15 protein-coding genes are annotated in these 18,980 nt (G+C 59.0%); 6 read left to right on the plus strand and 9 right to left on the minus strand.

Annotated elements, in window-relative coordinates:
- Positions 1 to 181: 181 nt before the first annotated feature.
- From BTN45_RS01365 to ubiA, 4 genes are all read left to right on the plus strand, one after another.
- Positions 182 to 2,506 (plus strand): Tex family protein, encoded by a 2,325-nt coding sequence (locus BTN45_RS01365; RefSeq protein ID WP_207588651.1) that lies wholly within the window; start codon positions 182 to 184, stop codon positions 2,504 to 2,506.
- Between the two features lie 168 nt (positions 2,507 to 2,674).
- The gene (locus tag BTN45_RS01370; protein WP_022555668.1) at positions 2,675 to 3,931 is read left to right on the plus strand and encodes a cyclopropane-fatty-acyl-phospholipid synthase family protein; all 1,257 of its coding nucleotides are present in this window, start codon (positions 2,675 to 2,677) and stop codon (positions 3,929 to 3,931) included.
- Positions 3,932 to 4,214: 283 nt separating this feature from the next.
- Positions 4,215 to 5,015 carry a MipA/OmpV family protein gene (locus tag BTN45_RS01375; protein WP_207588652.1) on the plus strand — a complete coding sequence of 267 codons (801 nt, stop codon included), beginning with the start codon at positions 4,215 to 4,217 and terminating at the stop codon, positions 5,013 to 5,015.
- A gap of 119 nt (positions 5,016 to 5,134) precedes the next feature.
- Positions 5,135 to 6,088, plus strand: coding sequence for a 4-hydroxybenzoate octaprenyltransferase (gene ubiA, locus BTN45_RS01380; protein WP_006699487.1), 954 nt, complete (start codon positions 5,135 to 5,137; stop codon positions 6,086 to 6,088).
- Between the two features lie 77 nt (positions 6,089 to 6,165).
- Here the strand turns inward: ubiA and BTN45_RS01385 are convergent, their stop codons facing one another.
- Positions 6,166 to 6,732 (minus strand): DUF6101 family protein, encoded by a 567-nt coding sequence (locus tag BTN45_RS01385; protein ID WP_004440141.1) that lies wholly within the window; start codon positions 6,730 to 6,732, stop codon positions 6,166 to 6,168.
- Positions 6,733 to 7,097: 365 nt separating this feature from the next.
- On the opposite strand from BTN45_RS01385, the gene BTN45_RS01390 reads away from it, so the two are divergent.
- Positions 7,098 to 9,536: a DUF1217 domain-containing protein gene (locus BTN45_RS01390; protein WP_207588654.1), complete on the plus strand. Its 2,439-nt coding sequence runs from the start codon at positions 7,098 to 7,100 to the stop codon at positions 9,534 to 9,536.
- A gap of 54 nt (positions 9,537 to 9,590) precedes the next feature.
- Here the strand turns inward: BTN45_RS01390 and BTN45_RS01395 are convergent, their stop codons facing one another.
- Positions 9,591 to 10,541, minus strand: a complete 951-nt coding sequence (locus BTN45_RS01395; RefSeq protein WP_004440144.1) for a LysR substrate-binding domain-containing protein — start codon at positions 10,539 to 10,541, stop codon at positions 9,591 to 9,593.
- Between the two features lie 203 nt (positions 10,542 to 10,744).
- Between BTN45_RS01395 and BTN45_RS01400 the strand changes: the two genes are divergently transcribed.
- On the plus strand, positions 10,745 to 11,026 hold the full coding sequence (locus BTN45_RS01400; RefSeq protein ID WP_004440146.1) for a DUF1127 domain-containing protein: 282 nt from the start codon (positions 10,745 to 10,747) through the stop codon (positions 11,024 to 11,026).
- Positions 11,027 to 11,204: 178 nt separating this feature from the next.
- On the opposite strand, the gene BTN45_RS01405 is transcribed toward BTN45_RS01400, so the two are convergent.
- The 7 genes from BTN45_RS01405 to BTN45_RS01435 form a co-directional block, all read right to left on the minus strand.
- A complete protein-coding gene (locus BTN45_RS01405; protein ID WP_107340503.1) occupies positions 11,205 to 12,578 on the minus strand; it encodes a glutamate--cysteine ligase in 1,374 nt (457 codons plus the stop codon).
- 117 nt (positions 12,579 to 12,695) lie between these two features.
- On the minus strand, positions 12,696 to 13,433 hold the full coding sequence (locus BTN45_RS01410; protein ID WP_207588657.1) for a 16S rRNA (uracil(1498)-N(3))-methyltransferase: 738 nt from the start codon (positions 13,431 to 13,433) through the stop codon (positions 12,696 to 12,698).
- Positions 13,434 to 13,447: 14 nt separating this feature from the next.
- Positions 13,448 to 14,953 carry an inorganic phosphate transporter gene (locus tag BTN45_RS01415; protein ID WP_006699491.1) on the minus strand — a complete coding sequence of 502 codons (1,506 nt, stop codon included), beginning with the start codon at positions 14,951 to 14,953 and terminating at the stop codon, positions 13,448 to 13,450.
- 161 nt (positions 14,954 to 15,114) lie between these two features.
- Positions 15,115 to 15,555, minus strand: a complete 441-nt coding sequence (locus tag BTN45_RS01420) for an NUDIX hydrolase (RefSeq protein ID WP_034495984.1) — start codon at positions 15,553 to 15,555, stop codon at positions 15,115 to 15,117.
- Positions 15,556 to 15,842: 287 nt separating this feature from the next.
- Positions 15,843 to 16,589 (minus strand): HAD-IIB family hydrolase, encoded by a 747-nt coding sequence (locus BTN45_RS01425; RefSeq protein WP_207588660.1) that lies wholly within the window; start codon positions 16,587 to 16,589, stop codon positions 15,843 to 15,845.
- Complete coding sequence (locus BTN45_RS01430) at positions 16,586 to 17,932, minus strand: glycosyltransferase family 1 protein (protein WP_207588662.1); 1,347 nt, start codon at positions 17,930 to 17,932, stop codon at positions 16,586 to 16,588. The genes BTN45_RS01425 and BTN45_RS01430 overlap by 4 nt, the downstream gene beginning before the upstream one ends.
- Positions 17,933 to 18,035: 103 nt before the next feature.
- Positions 18,036 to 18,809: a FadR/GntR family transcriptional regulator gene (locus BTN45_RS01435; RefSeq protein ID WP_207588664.1), complete on the minus strand. Its 774-nt coding sequence runs from the start codon at positions 18,807 to 18,809 to the stop codon at positions 18,036 to 18,038.
- Between the last annotated feature and the right edge of the window lie 171 nt (positions 18,810 to 18,980).

An 18,980-nucleotide genomic window follows, 5' to 3' on the forward strand; every position in this document is an offset into this window, starting at 1 on the left:
CGGTGTGCGGATGGTGCCGTTCTGCATCAGAAATCGCTTTTCGAGACGCCGCGGTCACTACGATGAATTGCCTGTCTTTCCCCTGAAGTCAGCCTTTCCTGTGGAATCGTTGTCGCCTCTTGTTGTCACGCCACAATCAGACATTATGGTCGCCGCTCCAGATATGACAGCAGAGACCCATATGACCGCAGACAACGCCCGCCTCGCCACGCTCATCGCCTCCGAAATCAACGCCCGCCCCGATCAGGTAAAGGCGGCGGTGACCCTGCTGGACGAGGGCGCGACCGTTCCCTTCATCGCCAGATACCGCAAGGAAGTGACGGGAGGGCTTGACGATACCCAGCTGCGCACGCTTTCCGAACGCCTTGTCTATCTGCGCGAACTCAATGCCCGTCGCTCTTCCATCGTCGATTCCATCAGCGGGCAGGGAAAGATGACCGATGAGCTGATGGTCAAGATAATGCAGGCGGGCACCAAGGCCGAGCTGGAAGACCTCTACCTGCCCTATAAGCCGAAGCGCCGCACCCGTGCCGAAATCGCCCGCGAAAGGGGTCTTGGCCCGCTTGCCGAAGCCATATGGGAAAACCGCGCCGCCGATCCGGCGAAACTGGCGGAGGCCTATGTGCAGGGCGAGGTGGCCGATGTGAAGGCGGCGCTCGAGGGCGCGCGAGACATCGTGGCTGAAACCATGACGGAAAATGCCGATCTGCTTGGCCGCCTGCGCGATTACATGCGCCAGAACGCCACCTTCCGCGCCAAGGTGGTGGATGGCAAACAGGCGGCGGGCGAGAAGTTTTCCGATTATTTCGACCATTCCGAACGCTGGGCAAGCGTGCCGGGCCACCGGGCGCTCGCCATGCTGCGCGGCTGGAACGAGGAAATTCTGACATTGACGATTGATGTCGATGCAGACGATCCCGCACCGGTGAAGCCGGCGCAGCGCACCATCGCCGCCGCCTTCGATATCCGCAATGCTGGCCCCGCCGATCAATGGCTGATGGAGGTCGCCGGCTGGACCTGGCGCGTGAAACTCTCCATGTCGCTGTCGCTCGACCTGATGCGCGAGTTGCGTGAGCGGGCGGAAGAAGAGGCGATCAACGTCTTCGCACGGAACCTCAAGGATCTCCTGCTGGCCGCTCCCGCCGGATCGCGCGCCACCATGGGTCTCGATCCGGGCATCCGCACCGGCGTCAAGGTGGCCGTGGTCGATGGCACCGGCAAGCTGCTGGACACCTTGACGGTTTACCCCTTCCAGCCGAAGAACGACGTGCGCGGCGCGCAGGCGGAACTCGCCTTGCTCATTCGCAAGCACAATGTCGAGCTGATCGCCATCGGCAATGGCACCGGCAGCCGCGAGACGGAAAAGCTGGTGGCCGATCTTCTGGCCCAGCTGCCGGCTTCCGCTTCAGGTACAAAGCCCACCAAGGTAATCGTGTCGGAGGCGGGCGCATCCGTCTATTCCGCTTCGGAGCGGGCGGCGGCCGAATTCCCCAATCTCGACGTTTCGCTACGTGGAGCAGTCTCCATTGCCCGCCGCCTTCAGGACCCGCTGGCGGAACTGGTGAAGATCGAGCCGAAATCCATCGGTGTCGGGCAATACCAGCACGATGTCGATCAGGGCCGCCTCAGCCGCTCGCTCGATGCCGTGGTGGAAGATGCCGTGAATGCCGTCGGCGTGGACCTCAACACGGCCTCGTCGCCGCTTCTGGCTCGGGTTTCCGGTCTCGGTGCCTCGATTGCCGATGCCATCGTTGCCCATCGCGATCAGACCGGTCCATTCGCGAGCCGCAAGGAATTGCTCAAAGTGCCGCGCCTCGGCCAGCGCACCTTCGAACAATGCGCGGGCTTCCTGCGCATTCCAAACGGCAAGGAGCCGCTGGATGCTTCGTCCGTTCACCCGGAAGCCTATGGCGTGGCGAAGAAGATCGTCGCCGCCTGCGGCCGCGATCTGCGCTCGCTGATGGGCGATAGCGCCACCTTGAAGTCGCTTGACCCTAAGAAGTTCATAGATGAGCAATTCGGCCTGCCGACCGTCAAGGACATCATCGCCGAACTGGAAAAGCCCGGCCGTGACCCGCGCCCGAGCTTCAAGACCGCGACCTTTGCCGAGGGTGTGGACGAGATCACCGATCTGAAACCCGGCATGTTGCTGGAAGGCACCGTTACCAATGTGGCTGCCTTCGGCGCCTTCGTGGATATCGGCGTGCATCAGGACGGGCTGGTGCATGTCTCGCAGCTCGCCGACCGTTTCGTCAAAGACCCGCATGAGGTCGTCAAGGCGGGTGATGTCGTCAAGGTGCGAGTCGTTGAAGTGGATGTGAAGCGCAAGCGCATCGGGCTGACCATGCGTAAGGATGGTGGTGAGGCTGCGCCGCAGCCGATGCGGGAGAGGGGCAATACAAACGCCATGCGCCACGCGACAGCCAAGCCCAAAGATCGCAACGAGGGGTCGCAATCCGGTGGTGCACTGGCAGCTGCCCTGGCTGAAGCCATGAAGCGGCGCTGACCTGCGGTTGAAATGATTTTTCTGAGTAAAGCCCTGCCATACACCTCGGCAGGGCTTTTTGCTTGATGAAATCGTTCAATTTTTTTGAAATAAGACTATCTTGCAACTTATGCCGAAAGGAATACGGTCAGCAAAATTGATAAGTGAGACTTAGCAATTGGGGGTGCCATGGCGTCGTCTCTGCATGTTCTTCTCGAAAAGATAATCAAGAACGGTGATCTGACCGTCAACAGCCCCGGCGGCAGCCGCACATTCGGCAATGGTGCCGGAAAGAAGGTGGTTCTCAACTTCGCCGACGAAGCCGCCATGCAGGAGATTGCCGCCGATCCGGCGCTCAAGCTTGCTGAAATGTACATGGAAGGCCGCATGAAGGTCGCGGAAGGCGACATTTATGATTTTCTGGCGCTGGTCAAAAGCAATACGCTGAGCGAAGCCCTGTCCTTCGGCATGATCTGGCGTGGCATGGCTCGCATCATCGCCGCCCGCATCAAGATGCATCTGCCGGTCAATCACAACAAGAGCAACGTCGCCCACCATTATGATCTGAGCGCAAAGCTGTTTGACCTCTTTCTCGATGAGGACTGGCAATATTCCTGCGCCTATTTCAATCCGCCCGGCATCAGCCTCTATGAGGCGCAGGTCGCGAAAAAGCGGCACATCGCCGCCAAGCTGATGACGGAGCCGGGCCAGAGTGTTCTGGAAATCGGCTCCGGCTGGGGCGGCATGGCCATGTATATCGCCGAGAGCGCCGGAGCCGATGTCACCGGCATCACGCTTAGCGAGGAACAGCTGCGCGTTTCCCGCGACCGAGCCGCAAAACGCGGTCTTGCCGGCAATGTCCGCTTCGAGTTGCAGGATTATCGTTATCTGCCTGCCTCGAAAAAATACGACCGCATCGTCTCCGTCGGCATGTTCGAACATGTCGGGCCGACCCATTATCGCGACTATTTCGAGAAGGTGGCGGAGGTGCTTGATGACAAGGGCGTGATGGTGCTGCATTCCATCGGTCAGCCCTATCCGGCACTGGCGACCAACCCCTTCATCGAAAAATATATTTTCCCCGGCGGCTATATCCCATCGCTCGCGGAAGTGTTGCCGGCCCTCGAGAAGTCGCGGCTGCTGGTAAAGGATATCGAAATTCTGCCCATGCATTATGCCCATACGCTTCGCCACTGGCGGGAACGTTTCGTGGCACGCAGGGCAGAAGCGATCGCGCTTTACGATGAGCGCTTCTTCCGCATGTGGGAGTTTTATCTGGCGGGGTCGGAAATGGCCTTCACCCATGAAAACTTCCACATCTTCCAGATCCAGATCGCCAAGGACCGCGATGCCGTGCCGCATAATCGCGACTACATTGCGCAGAACGAGGCAAAGCTGCTGGAGTTTGAGAAGACCCGGGCGCCGCTGGAGAAAGTGACATTCTGACGACGGTGTGGGCGACGAGTGACCGAATTGCGGAGAGTATTGACAAGCGTCTCCGCAATCTCGGCGTCACCCTCGGGCTTGTTCCGAAGATCTATCCACGTTGCGTAAAGTCCTTCGGTCGCAGATGCTCGGGACAGGCCCGAGCATGACGAACGAGAGGTTTGGCGCCGTGTCGTGAGCCTCGCAGTGGTGTCTGCTTCTTAACGCACTGGTTAATCGAATGGAAAGACAATCCCTCTAATTCTACGGACACCTGTCTGTATTGCGTTTCTGGGGTTCTTTCATGTTCAAGCCATCAGCGGCCGTTGCCGCCTGTGTTGTATCGCTTTTTGCCGTGGGCAATGCCCATGCGGATGGCTGGTTTTCCGGCGACTGGTATCTGAAACTCGGCGGCGCGGGTTTCACTGCGCCGAAATATCAGGGCGATAACAAGAATGAATTCGGCTTTTCGCCCATCATTTCCCTCGGCCGTCAGGGGCAGGGCGCCCGTTTCACCTCCCGGAACGACAGCGCCTCCATCTCGCTTCTGGATAACGGTCCGATCAGCATGGGTCTCGCCGGCCGCCTGATTTCTCCACGTGATGAGGGTGATTCTGCGGATCTGAAGGGCATGACGCGTATCAAGCGCGGCGGCGAGCTTGGTGGTTTTGCCGAGGCTTATCCGACCGACTGGCTGCGCGTTCGCGGCGAAGTTCGTCAGGGCATACGCAGCCACAGCGGCGTGGTCGGAGATGTCGCTGTCGATGCCTTCACCGATATCGCCCCCGGCATCCAGATTTCGGCCGGCCCGCGCGCCACGTGGGTGAGCAGCAAATACAATGAACGTTATTACGGTGTGAGTGCGGCACAGACGGCCGCCGGCGCGCCATCGCCCTATAGCCCGGGCGGCGGCCTGCATTCGGCCGGTATCGGCGCCGCCATCACCTGGAAAGTCACCGAAAATGCTGAAGTCGGCTCCTTTGCGGAATATCGCCGCCTGACCGGCGATGCCGCGGACAGTTCGCTCGTGCGCGAGCGCGGTTCGAAGAACCAGTTCATCATCGGGGTTCAGGCGAGCTACAAATTCAATTTCTCCCTGCCCTGACACGAGTGGAGATATGCTCCTGAAAAGCCCCGTCGCGAACCGCTGCGGGGCTTTTCTGCGTGTACGGTCGGCTGCTGAAATCCATTCCGATTTTGCGGCTGATGCTGTAGAACCATCCCATGGTTCACCACAGCGATTTGTCAGACCGCGTCTCCGACGCGCCATCCAATAACTGGGTCTATCGGATTTTGCCGAGGCCCCTCTGGCCCTATGCGCAGCTGGCCCGGTGGGATCGACCCATCGGCTGGCAATTGCTGATGTGGCCGTGCTTCTGGTCCGCAGCCCTCGCGGCCAACGCGGCGGTGGCGACCGGCGGCTTTTCCTGGGGCACGCTGATCTGGCACCTAGTGCTGTTCTTCATCGGATCGGTGGCGATGCGCGGCGCGGGCTGCACCTATAATGATCTGGCCGACCACAAGATCGACATGGCAGTGGCGCGCACCCGCTCGCGACCGCTGCCGTCGGGCCGGGTGAGCCGCGGACAGGCCAAGGTCTTCATCGTCCTGCAGGCGCTTGCCGGGCTGGTCGTCCTCCTGCAGTTCAACAGTTTCGCAATCGCAACCGGTATGTTCTCGCTGTTCTTCGTGGCGATCTATCCCTTCGCCAAGCGCTTCACCAACTGGCCGCAATTTTTCCTCGGCCTTGCCTTTTCCTGGGGCGCGCTGATGGGCTGGGCGGGGCAGTTCGGATCGATTGCCTGGCCGGCTGTCCTGCTTTATGTCGGCTCCATCGCCTGGACGATCGGTTATGATACAATCTACGCCCACCAGGACAAGGAAGATGACACGGCGGTGGGCATCGGTTCTACCGCCCTCCTGTTTGGAGAAAACACACATCGCTGGCTGGTTTTCCTTTATGGCACAGCCCTTGCCATGATGTTCCTGTCGTTCTGGACGGCGGGTGTTAACGTCATTGCCTATAGCGGACTTGCCGCCGCGGCTCTCATGCTGTTCCGGCAGGTATGGGTGCTTGATATCGATGACGTTGACCAGTGCCTCGTGCTGTTCAAATCCAACAACCGCGTCGGCGTGCTGATTTTCGCAGGGCTCATTCTGCCGCTGCTGCTGGTGTAAGCTGCTGGAATAGCGAATACGAAAAAGCCCGGTCGCGTCATCCGCGCCGGGCTTTTTGTGTTCTGGATTGAAGAAGATCAGTTGCGGGCGATGATTTCCTTGCCCTCGATCTTCATGCTCATGCCGAGCGAACCGGTGGAACGGCGAACGAGGAAGCGCGGGCGGCGCTCCGCGAAATAGGAATGGCGGCGGCGCGGACGGGTATTCTGGGTGCGCACCTTGCCGAGGTGTTCTTCCAGCGGACGGGCGACGCCATCGGCTTCCACCATCAGCATGGGAATGCGGTAGGCCTCGGACCAGCTGCGCCAGTCGGCGGCGATATCGCACAGATCGTGGGCGACGAGAAGCGGAACGCAAAGATCCGGATCGTCGTGATGCAGCTCGAGAGTCACCGTCACCTGCCCGTCACCATGGTCGATGGCGCGGGCGGCAACACCCTTGAAGGCGCGGGCAGGCAGGGCGAAGGACAGAGGCAGGCCGGAAGAGGACAGAACCTTTCTCAGAACGGCGCCCCGTTCATCGAGGGTGACGGCGACATCGGTCGCGCCATTGCCTTTTCCATAGGTGACCTGTTGCGGAAAACGTGCCGGGTCTAACCTGAGAGTGGCGACGGCCCAGTCGGGCTTCAGAACGGTCTTGGTCATGTTTATTCTACCCTTGTTTTACCTGAGAGCCGGTTTCCGGTCTTCTCATCGGGACTTTTCGTCCTCTGATGTCAGGAGAATATCCGCCGCCTGTTCGAGACTGCTTAAAAATCGCGGTTAAGAAAACTTTGCATTCCCAAATGGTTAGCAAAACACACTGTGGCATGGTTTCGCTTGGGTAAAGGAGATCGGGACAATGCGGTTTTTATCTCGGTCGAAATTGTGCTCTTTCAAGCTCCGGGCAAGGCGCGTCCTGCATAGTCGCGTCGGGCCCTGCCGCACTTCCGCATGGAGGCATGGCAGGGCGGATTCAAGCGGAGTTTCGACGTCCCACGGGGACGAGCGAGGCTCCAGGGGGCATTCGGATGGTATCGACTTATCTCAGCTACGACCTCATCAACCGCGATATGAAGACAAGCATTTCACGCGTGTCGCAGCAGGCAATCACCGAGCGTCAGACGAAGTATTACAAGGAAAACATCGGCAATGTGAAAAGCGTCGATGAATTCCTCGATAACTATCAGCTCTATTCCTATGCCATGGATGCCTTCGGCCTCGGCGAGATGACCTATGCCAAGGCTTTCATGAAAAAGGTGCTGGAGAGCGACCTGAACGACCAGAACAGCTTCGCCAACAAGCTGACCGACGAGCGGTATCGGGAATTCGCCGCTGCCTTCAATTTCACGGCCTCGACAAAGACGGTTCAGACGGAGGCACAGCTCGACAAGATGATCGGGCTCTACGGGACGTCGATCACCGACATGGATGACAGCCTTGCCGAAGAGACCCGCTATTACAAGGCGATCATCGGCACGGTCACCAACGTCGATCAGCTGCTCCAGAACGACAGGGCCCGCGCCTATATATTTCAGGTCTTCAGCATCGATGAGAAGACCTATACCTATTCCCATATCCGGGGATTGATGACGAGCGACATCGCCGATCCCGACAGCTACCTCAATCAGAAATTTGGCGCTGCCTATAATGATGCGGTCGAAAAGCTGACCATGAAAGGTAATATCGAACTGCACGCGGAGGTCACGGCGCGGATCGCCGCAATCGACACTTCGCTCGCGGGAACGGAACTGACAGACGAGCAGCGCACGGCGCTCGAGGCGGAAAAAGTTACCAGGCAGGACCAGCTGACGCAGCTCGAAGCCGTGTTGCCACCCAAGAGCGAGTGGGAAGCGAAGCTTGCCGCGATCACGGCAGAACAGACGACGCTTTCAAATGCCGTCACCCAATATAACAAGATGGCACAGCTCGCCGCCGCCTTCGAATTCAAAATCGATGGCACCGTTGCCGCCGGCGGGGCGCAGAAAGCTGACAATATCAAGGTGATGACGGATGCCTACATCAGCAGCGCACCGCGCGTGACGCCGACGGTCGCCACGCTGAACCGGGACTATTTCGAATCGAAGATCGGTTCGATCAAGACCGTGGACGAACTGCTCTCGGATACGCGTCTCCTCAACTATATCAAGGTTGCCTTTGACCTTAACGACCTGACGATCGTGACGGCGACGATCGAGAACATCCTGACCAGCGACCTGAACGACCCGAACAATTACATCGCGACTTTCGGCAAGAACGACAAGCGCTACCTCGCCATGAGGAACGCGTTCAATTTCAAGACGGACGGAACGCTTGCCGACGGCACCACGCCGCAGACGACGCTGCAGACCGCGACCACGACAAGCGGCTACATGACCCATTACGGCGAAAAGGATGACGCCGCCGACGAGAAGGCGCTGACCTTATTCAAGAGTGACATTAGAAGCGTCACCTCCGTCAAGGATTTCCTCGACAGCAGCGCAGTCTATAATTATGCGCTGAAGGCCGTCGGCCTCGATCCGGCCAAGGTGAATGCGGCGGATATCCGCAAGGTCCTCACCAGCGATCTTCAGGACAAAAAGAGCTACGTCTATACGCTGAAAGACGAGCGATATGTCAAACTGGCGGAGCTTTTCAACTTCGCACCGGACGGAAGCCTGGGCTCCCCGGTGCTGGCACAGTCGGAAATCGAGATGCAGACCATGTCGGCTGACTACATCAAGAAGAAGTCAGCTTTCGGCACTGAGAAAGACAAGGAAACCGCCAAGAAGGAGGCGGAATATTTCACGGGCGAGATGCAGAAGATCAAGACGCTCAAGGATTTTCTGAGCAATGATCGTCTTACGGAATTCGCGATGGAATCGCTTGGCATCGATCCCAAAACTGTGACGAAGGAACAGCTGCAGAAGATGTTCTCGTCGAAACTGGATGATGGCGAAAGCTATCTCAACAAGGAAATGGATCCGGTCTTCCGCCGTCTCGTCACCGCCTTCAACTTCGATTCTGACGGCAATATCCTTCACGAAGACCGCAGCCTGATCCAGACACGGCGCGGTCTCTACGAGACACTGGACAATTATCTGACCCAGACCCTGGAGACGCAGGCGGGCGAAGAGAATGCCGGCGTCCGTCTGGCGCTTTATTTCAAGCGCATCGCGGCAGGCACGACGTCCTATTATTCCATTCTTGCCGATACCGCGATCCAGAGTTTCATCAACACCACCTTCGGCATTCCTGACGAACTCGGCAATGCCCCGGTCGATACGCAGGTGGCGATGATGAAGAAATACTTCGACATCAAGGATTTTCAGGACCCGGAAAAGGTAAAGAAGCTCGTCGCGCGTTTTACCGTCATGTATGACAACGCGCAGAACACCACAGATCCCATCATGATGCTGTTCAATGGCAGCGGCTCTGCGGGAATCAGCGGCGATACGCTGCTGGCGGTAGCAACGCTGCGCGCGCGATAGGCGCCGTCGGACCGGCTTGTCAGCGCGGGGCGCGCTCGGCGATCCGCCGCCGGATTACCAGCCCGGCAGCATATGTCCGGCGCGCAGGCGCGGCATCTTCGGATAGGTCTTCACATCGCTGTCCATCTCGTCGACCACGCTCATCGGTGAGATATTGTCGAGGCAGGCGGTGATATGGTCGGTGATGGCATTCACCAGCGATGGGGAAAGGCCCGGTCGTTTCATCAGGCCGATCTGCACCGGCGGCAGCGGCGGGAAGCCGTCTGCGGCGGTCAGAACCTTCATGCCGGTGCGCAGCGCCGATTCCGGCAGCACCGAAACAGCCATGCCCGCCAGCACGGCGGCGGCAACGACGGTTGAAGACCAGCTGGTAAAAAGCACCTGGTAATCGCGCCCGTCGGCATCGAGCGCCGAACAGGCGAGCTGGCGCCAGTGGCAGTCACGTCGTCCGACGGCGAGGGGCACAGGGGCATCGTCCTTCAGCGGATGGTTGGCGGAAGCGACCCAGCACAGCGGTTCGGTGCGCACCACATCCGACGAGCGGGCCCGCGGATTGTGGGTGACGAGAGCGATATCCAGTTCGCCGCGCGCCATTTTTTCCGCAAGGCTAACCGACGGCTCGCAGACGATGTAAAGCTCGACATTCGGATGAGTCTTCGCGAAACGCCCGATGATCTCGGGCATGTAACGGTCGGCATAGTCATCGGGCGTGCCGATGCGCAGCGTGCCCTCCAGCCGGTTGTCATCGAAGGCGGCGATCGCCTCGTTATTGAGGCGGATGATGCGGCGGGCATAGTTCATCAGCTTTTCGCCTTCCGCCGTAAGGCGGTTGCCCCGCCCGTCCTTGGCGAAGAGCTGTTTGCCGATGCGTTCTTCCAGCCGTCGCATCTGCATCGAGACGGCGGACTGTGTCTTGAAAACGCGGTCTGCGGCCTTGGTGAAGCTGCCCGTATCGACGATGGCGATGAAGGTGTGCAGCTGGTCTATGTCGAGAGGTGCGGACATGGATGGTCATCCATCAGAATGATTGATGTCTTACATTAGAAACATTCGTTGGACTGATCAATAGTCTTGCGACATTTTGACACCAAGCAAATCAATCTCAACCCCGGGCCAGCGAAACGTCAGGCTCCCAACCCGAGGCAGCTTCTCGCGCGTGGTGCGCCGGGGGCGGTGCCGCATCGTGCCGTTACGAAAGGATAAGTGTCATGCGCACGGCAGAACGGAGAATGGAACTGGAACTTGCAACAGCACGGCCGAACGATACGTTCCGCCGCGTCGCTTTCCGCGTCAAGACCTTCGTGCAGCGCATCTACAATCGTATCGTGGCGAATGGCCTCACCGAGCTGGATGATCGTCTTCTCGCCGATATCGGCCTGGCAAGATCGGACGTCAGCGACGCCCTCAACACGGGCCTGCTGGAAGATCCCACCGCTCATCTGACCCGCGCGGCACGTCGACGGGCCGTAACACGGTTCAAGACCCTTTGAAATAGCGCCATCCGGCGGGCCTCCAGCTGCCGGAGAGGCCCTCCAGCCGAAAGGTTTCCCCGCAGGGTGATTTGCCAATAGCCCTGCCTTTGCCCGGTGTCAGGCCCCCTCGGCCGCACCGGGTTTTTTTATGTCTGCGATTGGCGCTCTCGCGAAACCCGAAGCGGTTCCGCTGGTTTTAATACTGATATTCCTCGAACACAGGAAGAACCGAGCCGCCCCAGCGGCCATTGTAAAGCGCCAGCAAGTCTTCGGCGAGTGTCGTTTTCTTCGCCAATACCTCGTCCAGCGAGGACAGGAATACGGTCTCGTCCTGACCTTCGCCATTCAGCCGGTTGCGGTTTTTCAGTCCGGTGCGGGAAATATCGAGCACTTCGCGCGCGATACCGAGAAGCGGCTTGCCGGCGATTTCGGCATTCAGTCCCTTGGCCGGAACCGCATCACGAAGGGCGATAACCTCGTCGAAGCTCCAGGCCGCCGTCAATGCGTCGGCGGCGTCCAGCGCCTGCCTGTCATAGAGAAGGCCGACCCAGAAGGCTGGCAGGGCGCATATGCGTCGCCACGGGCCGCCGTCGGCGCCGCGCATTTCCAGAAAACGCTTCAGGCGCACATCGGGGAACAGGGTGGAGAGATGGTTCGTCCAGTCGCCCATGGTCGGTTCCCATGCGGCGATTTCGCCCTTGAGCGCACCATTCATGAACTGACGGAAGGTGACATGGGTGCAATCATGGTATTTGCCGTCGCGCACGATGAAATACATCGGCACGTCGAGCGCCCATTCCACATAGTCCTTGAACCCGAAATCCTCGTTGAAGGTGAAGGGCAAGACGCCCGAGCGGCGATTGTCAGTATCGCGCCAGATATCGCCGCGCCACGAGAGAAGACCGTTCGGCTTGCCCTCCGTAAAGGGCGACGAGGCGAAAAGCGCCGTTGCCAGAGACTGCAGCTTCATGGAAACACGCATCTTCTGGCGCATGTCGGCTTCGGATGAAAAGTCGAGATTAACCTGAATGGTGCAGGTGCGGTACATCATGTCGAGACCCTTGGTCCCGACTTTCGGCATGTAGCGCGTCATGATCGCGTAGCGCGATTTCGGCATGCGTGGCGTTTCGTCAAAGGTCCACAGCGGGCTGCCGCCGATGCCGAGGAAACGGATGCCCATCGGCTCCGCCACTTCGCGCAGCGTCGCCAGATGCTGGTTGGATTCCTTGCAGGTCTGGTGCAGGTTCTCAAGCGGCGCGCCCGAAAGTTCGAACTGCCCGCCCGGTTCGATGGAGATGGCACCCATGCCGTGTTGTTCGCCGAGGCCGATGATGTTTTCACCGTCCATTATCGGGTCCCAGCCGAGCTTCTCCTGCATGCCCTTCAAAAGTGCGGAAATGCTGGCATCGCCGAAATAAGGAACCGGCCGGTTGTCCTCGCGGAAAAAGGCGAATTTTTCGTGCTCGGTGCCGATACGGAAATCGGCTTCAGCTTTGTTACCGCCCGCCAGATAATCGGTAAGCTCCGTAACGGAGGAAAGGGGGGTCTGGTCGGTCGTGTCGCGTGCCATGGCTTACCTTGTTATGACGTCTCTGTTGCGGCGAGGCATATGATTGGCAGATAGGGCCGTATCGTAGCTGGAGGCAAATGAATTTCTTTTAAAGATGCATGAAGAGCAACGGAGCATTCAGTTCCAGTCGCCGATCGTGGCCTGAATGACCGCCAGTGCGGCAACCGCAGCCGTATCTGCCCTCAGAATGCGCGGCCCGAGCGGAATGGGGGTGACGAAGTCGAGGCTGCGCAGAAGCTCCCTTTCTTCCTCCGAGAATCCACCTTCCGGACCGACCAGCAATGCGATTTTGCGTTCCTTCACTGCCTGCAGGATCGGCAGCGGATTTTGCCCCGTATCGCCTTCGTCGCAATAGATGATGCGCCGGTCGTGGGGCCAGGTGTCCAGTATGTCCTTCAGTTTCACCGGCTCGGCTACCTCGGGCAGGGACAGTATGCCGCACTGCTCGGCGGCTTCGATGGCGTTGGCGCGCAATTTTTCGGTGTTGTGGATCTTGCCTTGGACATGCTGTGTCATCACCGGCTGCAACAGGCCGGCCCCCATCTCCACCGCCTTCTGCACCAGGTAATCCATGCGCCCGACTTTCAGCGGCGCGAAAAGATAATGCAGGTCCGCGGGGTTTGGCTGAGGCCGCGTCTGTTCGAGGGGGACGAGCACGATCTTCTTGCGGCTCGGAAAGGCAAGTTTCGCTCTCCACTCGCCGTCCCGACCGTTGAACAGCAGGATTTCCGCACCATCGGTCATGCGCAGCACATTGGCGAGATAGTTGAACTGTTCGGCGGTCGCCTCCAGCGCGACGCCTTCGGCAAGGCTGGCTTCGATATACAGGCGTTGCATCCGGAAATTGGCGCGCATGGGATTTTTCGGCTTTAGAGAAAGAGGAAGGACATGAACCAGTAGAGCAGCGCGGCGAGCGCTGCACTGGAGGGAACGGTGACCAGCCAGGCGGCGATGATCGTCATGAAGTGGGAGCGGCGGACAAGATATCGGCGGCGTATCTCCGAAGGATTGTCGGCATATTTGTCAGACCGGCGGGGTCGGCCGTCACCAACCTGGACCAGATCCTGCCGCCTGCGGGACGATTGCGTGTACCATTCGCGGAAAAAGCCGACGCCGAACACCGCGCCGATCGCCGTATGGGTTGTGCTGACTGGCAGGCCGAAACGCGAGGCGACGAGAACGGTGAGCGCAGTTGCCACCGAAACGCAGAAGGCGCGCATCGGGTTGAGCTTGGTGATCTGCTCACCGACGAGGCGGATGAGGCGCGGGCCATAAAGAAGGATACCGCAGGAGAGCCCGAAGGCGCCGACCAGCATCACCCACAGCGGCGCACGTGCAGAGGTGCTCACCGCCTCGTCATGCAGGGCCCGCACGATGGCCACGACAGGCCCAATGGCGTTCGAAACGTCATTAGCCCCATGCGCGAAGGACATCAGGCCGGCGGCGAGAACGAGCGGCCACTGGAACAGGATGCGAAGCGACTGGTTGCGGTTTTCCAGTCCTTCCGACTGCTTGCGGATGATCGGCACGCCAAGCCGCCAGACCACAAGCCCGGTCACCAGCCCAATCAGGCTGGCGTGGCCAAGCGACACATGCATGAGCTGCCGCAACCCGACCCAGATGAGATAAGCCGTAAAAACACCCGCCATCAAACCGATGAGGACCGGCACCCACCGCTGCGCCGCGCCAATCTTGTCCTCACGGTAAATGATGAATTCCTTGATGAAAGCAAGGATGATGATGGCTATGGCGGCGCTGATGAAAGGCGCGAGGACCCATGCGAAGGCGATGCTGCCGAGCGACAGCCAGTCCACTGCTTTTGCTCCGTAGGCGGCCATGCCCGCGCCCGCGACTCCGCCCACAACCGTATGAGTGGTTGAAATCGGTGCTCTGGTCCAGGTCGAGATATTGACGAGAAGGCCGGCGGCGAGAAGCGCAGACAGCATTGCCCAGGAGAAAACGGTTCTGTCGGGAATGGTCTCGATGTTGATGATGCCGCTGGAAATGGTTTCGACGACATTGCCGCCGGTGATCAGCGCCCCCGCAATCTCGCAGATCGCGGCGATGATGAGCGCGACGGCAAGCGGCATCGCCTTGGCGCCGACCGCGGGGCCGACATTGTTCGTCACGTCATTGGCGCCGATATTGATTGCCATATAGGCGCCGATGGCGACGGCGGCGATGATGATGACGGCGCCCGAAGTGCCTACGACAAAAGCACCGGCGAAGACCGCCGCCAGAACGACGAACATGAAGCCGGCGCCAAGGCCCGCAAGCTGCTGTGTGACATGCAGCGTCGCTTCTTCGACACGGGTAATCTTGTCGAGATCCTTGTCGAGCGTCGGCTTCATGTTTGATGGCGGCTTCAATGCCATTCAGACCTCGTTTGCCAGCATTCCCTTTCGTCCGGCAGTGTCGCAGGTTGAAGGCAATTTACAGAAAGACTGTTACATCTCGTACATCTTTCCAAAAGGAAAGACGATAAAAGCCGTGTTGGAAAAACAAACTGCAAATTGCCACACCTGGGGCGGCCGCACTATTTTGAATGCGTCATCCGTTTGTCGAAAGCGAGCATCAGCGCTTTCAGTTCCGGCTCGTTGACCCGCCTGGTCGCCTCCTGGGGGCTGACCCATTCCAGTCGCCTGGATTCCTTTTCAGGAAAGCTATCCTGCATTTCGGAAACTTCGAGCAGATGCACCTGAACCCTGCATGGCACATTGATGCCGCTGTTCAGTTTTTTCTCGTATTCGTAGTAACCAAAGGGGGCCTTCTCCACCGTGCCCTTGACGCCTGCTTCCTCATAGGCTTCCTGCTCGGCTACCGCATGGGCCTTTTTATGCGCCATGGGCCAGCCTTTGGGAATGACCCATCGTCCCGTGTCCCTGCTTGTCAGCAGCAGCACTTCAGGCCCCGGATTTTTCTTGGAGAACCGATAGCACAGCGCCGCATATTGCTGCCGCGGCGGTCTGCGCAACATCAAGCCAACATCTGTCGCCAATCGATTCAAAATCTTCAATCCGAATAGGTCCTTCTTTGCCTGCCTATGATAATTGCTAATATAGATATCCCGTAAATTCCGCCAATCCCCCAACCTCCATAACCCACTACTGTCTTCACGCTGATGAAGCCTGCGGAAAAGATGATGCGGCAGATTTGCGAACAAAGTTTCGACCGGGTGGTTCCCCGGCCGAACAGCCCGATTGCGGTCTCACGGATGCGTCCTTTTTACACCGTTCGCAACCAAAGCATCGATAACGGAACGCTTCAGGCGGGGCGCAGTCCCCAATGGCGCAGGCCTTCAACCACGCCGTCCGCTTCGGACGCGCCCGAGCGGAAATAACGGCTGTCGAGATCAGCCAGCGATACAAGCTCCGGCAGGGCGTTGCCGACAATGACGCCACGAATGTCCGTCAACTCGAACATCGCCCGATCATTGCCAGTATCGCCTGCGACCACTGATTCGTCGAGGCCGATACGCAATTGTCCACATAACCATGCGAGCGCCGCGCCCTTGTCGGCGGCCTTCGGTAATATGTCCAGATCGCGCCCGCTGGAATAGACGATCCGGGCTTCGATATCGGCCCTGATCAGCGCAGCCTCGATATCGGCCAGTGTCGCTTCATCTGCGTCATGCAGGAACCAGCTGGACTTGAGGCCATGCTGGTAACGCTCCTCCTGCATCGTCACGCCCGGAACAGCGCTCATTACATCGGCAATTTTCTTTGGGTCGAATCCGGTGCCGAGGGAATGTGTGTAGGCGCTCTCCAGGTCGCTGCGCTCCTTGGCATGCAGCATGGTGCCGACCCCGCCGATGATGTAATCGGGCCGGGGCAGCGGCACTTCTTCCAGAAGGGCGAGCTGGTCATCCACCAGCCTGCCGCTGTTGAACACCAGAACCGGACGGCGATCGTCCGGCAATGACTGCCAGAAATCCCGGAACCGCCGCGTGGCGTCATTATCGCCCACGACGGTGCCGTCGAGATCCGTTGAAAAAAGGCGAAGCGGTCTCAATCGCCGTCATTCCATGGTTCGGCCCAGTCGGCTTCCTCGAGGACCGGCATCATGGTCCTGCCTTCCACCACGGCCAGAATCTGCTGAGCAATCCCGGTCCATGTGAAGAGGCTGCGCGCCTTATGCGCGCCCATGCGGGAGAGGCGTCCATAGAGTCGCTCGTGCTTGAACGGCTTCATCATGGTGATGCCAAGATCCTCCTTGTCGAAAGGATCGGCGAATAACGCATGGCGACCATAGCTGACGGCTCGGAACAATCCGCCGTGGATGGTAACAACGGTCGGCGTGCCGCTTGCCATCGCCTCGATGGCCGTCATGCCGAAGGGCTCGTAGCGGCTGGACAGCACGAAGAGATCGGCCGCGCGATAGATGTCGGGCAGGTCTTCATCCGCGACATAGCCGGAGAATACCACCTTCTCCTCCAGTCCGAGCGATTTCACCCGCTCCTTGAGCTGGTTGAGGATGGTGGTTTCCTGCTCGTCCATGTTCTCGCCGCCCACGGCAAGATGCAGGCGCGCCTCCGGCTCGCGCTCGGCAAGAACCGAAAAGCCGTCGATCAGCAGGTCATAGCCCTTGTTGGTAGCAAGTCGCCCGAGCGCCAGCACCACCTTGCCTTCAAATCCGAAACGCTGGCGTATCATCTGCCGTGTCGCATCCGATACCGGGAAAAAGCGGTTGTCGTCATAACCCGGCGGAATCATGTGGATGTGCTTGCGCTTTTGCCCGTAGTCTTCAATGAGGACGTCGAGCTGCACCGGCGTGGTGGCGATCACCATGTCGCAGCTGCGGTAGATGATGAGTTCGTGCTGGATGCGTTCCTTGAAATTGAATTCCAGTTCGAACGTATCGGCCTTTTCCGGATAGTCGGTTTCCATCTGGCGTTTTTTCCAGATGCCCAGCGAATGCGGCGTATGCAGATGCGGGATTTTCAGCGCCTCGGAAAGCCGCTGACCGGCGACGCCTGCGTCCCAGTAATGGCTGTTGATGAAGGAGTAGTTGAGATCGTTTTTCTTGATGAAACGCAGGGCGTTTTCGCACCATTCCATCAGGTGGCGGTGCAGATATTCCTTGGGAATGAAGTCACGCCCGCCGCAGGGAATGCGCACCACGCGGACGCGCTCATCGACCTCGTCGAATTCCGGCTGGTCTTCGAAGCGCCGGGTATAAAGATCGACGGTATAACCGAGTTGGCCGAGTTTGCGTGCAAGCTCAAGCACATAAACCACCTGCCCCCCGGTATCAGCCGCGCCCAGTGGCGGATGCGCGGCGACATAGCCATGCGTCGATATGAGAGCTATCCGCGGATAGCGTTCAGTTTCGCTCGTGGTTGTCATGGGTCCCATCTTGGTAAATTTTTCCAATTAACCCGATAAAAAGACCAAAGAGCACAAAAGGTTCCATCAAAACCTGAATAAAATGGATTGCGTATTTCGCCTGAGGGCGTTTTTAACTACTCCGCTGCTGCTGCCGCAAACGGGAAATCCGGTCCCATTCCCGCGCCTGATGCGCCCTGGATGTCGTCTCAACTATGAAGTCGATGTGGGCCTCTGCAGCCGCCCGTGCCGATGCCGGATCGCCGGCGACGATGGCGTCGTGAATGGCGACATGCTGTCTCAGCACCTCGTCATGGGCGCCTGCGATACTGAAGATAATGTGGCGATTATAAAAGATGTCGTCGCTCAACAGCCGGTAGCAGGAGCGCAGCGTGTGCATAAGGACGATGTTGTGCGCCGCTTCGCCGATGGCGTTGTGAAACTCCACATCCCCCGACAGTTCCTCTTCGAAGCGGCCTGCCTCGTGCGCATCGCGCATCCGCTCGACAATGGCGGCAAGGTTGCGCCTGTCCGGTTCTGTCGCCCGCTGCGCGGCAAGTTCGGCGGTCATGCCTTCAATATAACGGCGATATTCGAGAAAATCCCGCGTCGCCCGGCTGTGGCGGGTGATCAGCGCGCTCAAGGGATCGGAAAAGACCGGCCCGACAATATCGGCGACATAAGTGCCGCCACCATGCCGGCTCACGAGAAGTCCGCGGGTTTCGAGTTCCTTCAGCGCTTCGCGCAGGATAGGCCGCGAGACGTCGAGTTTCTGCGCCAGTTCCCGCTCGCCGGGCAGCCGGTCGCCATCGCGCAATATGCCGTCGAGGATCAGTTCTTCGAAACGTAAGATCACCTCCTGCGATGTGCGGCTGTGCTCGATGCGCGCAAAAAGCGTTTCGTCCATCGCAGAAGTCCCCGGCGAAATCCGCCCGTGTTTGATATCGTGTAAAGTATCAGGCAAGTCTCGCACTGGTCAAATATTCTGTCCAGTTCTCTCGCTCGCTGTATCAATGCCTGCGGCAACACGGCATCTGCCTTTTTGAATTGGCTTTTGTTAAAGCGGTCCCGACAGGGG

It is taken from the genome of Rhizobium sp. ZX09, from assembly GCF_017357485.1.
GTDB lineage: Bacteria > Pseudomonadota > Alphaproteobacteria > Rhizobiales > Rhizobiaceae > Agrobacterium > Agrobacterium pusense.